Annotated in this window: 1 pseudogene; it reads right to left on the bottom strand. The window is 67.0% G+C overall.

Features of this window, described 5'->3' with window-relative positions:
- A pseudogene (locus EN935_RS38870) lies at positions 1–709 on the bottom strand (translocation/assembly module TamB); the annotation flags it as partial.

Here is a 709-nt window from a genome sequence, read left to right as displayed (position 1 = left end):
GTGCCGGAAACCGGCCCTGCACGGTTCTTGAGATCGAACGCATCCGAATGCAATGCCAAGGCAAGCCCGTCTACCTTCGCTGGGCTGGTGGTGATCGAGGGTAGGATCGCAGACACATCCAGGCGGGCCCGCGTGCTCTCGCCCGCCACCTTTGCCGACAAGGACTGGATCTCGATCTTGACCGGGCTCTCGGCGCTGCCGACAGTCAGGGGCAGGCTGGGGCCGGATGAGATGAGATCGAGCGCAAAATCGCTGGCGCCGTTCGGATTGAGGGTGCCGGTCGCCTTGCCGGAAATCTTGTCGCCGGTCAGCGTCGCTTGATCGAGCACAACGCCGCCGGCCATGGTGTAGCTGCCTGCCGCGTCGACGGCCAGCGCCCCGAGCCCCGCCTGGCGGGTCTGACTGGTTTCGACGCCAGCCAGCTGCGCGTTGAAACGGACGTCGGGGGCGGCCGCCGACCCGGTCACCTGCGCCGTGCCGCCAAGCGTGCCCACGGCATCGAGGCCGGGCGAGAAATCATTGGCCAGCGCCGCCGGCAGTGCCGAAAATTGCGCCGCGAGGTCGAGCGTCTGGCCGGCAGTGCCCGACAGCGTCACCGAACCGCCGCCGATATCGAGCGCCAGTCTTTCGATGCTGGCCGTGCCTTTGGCGATGCTTAGCGTCGAGACTTGAGCGATTGCTGCCTTGATGCCGCGAACAGTGGCTGCGC

This window comes from Mesorhizobium sp. M7D.F.Ca.US.004.03.1.1 (genome assembly GCF_003998635.1).
In the GTDB taxonomy this organism is placed as follows: Bacteria; Pseudomonadota; Alphaproteobacteria; order Rhizobiales; family Rhizobiaceae; genus Mesorhizobium; species Mesorhizobium loti.
Note: the sequence above shows the minus strand (reverse complement) of the source record. Positions and strands in the feature narration are given on the sequence as shown.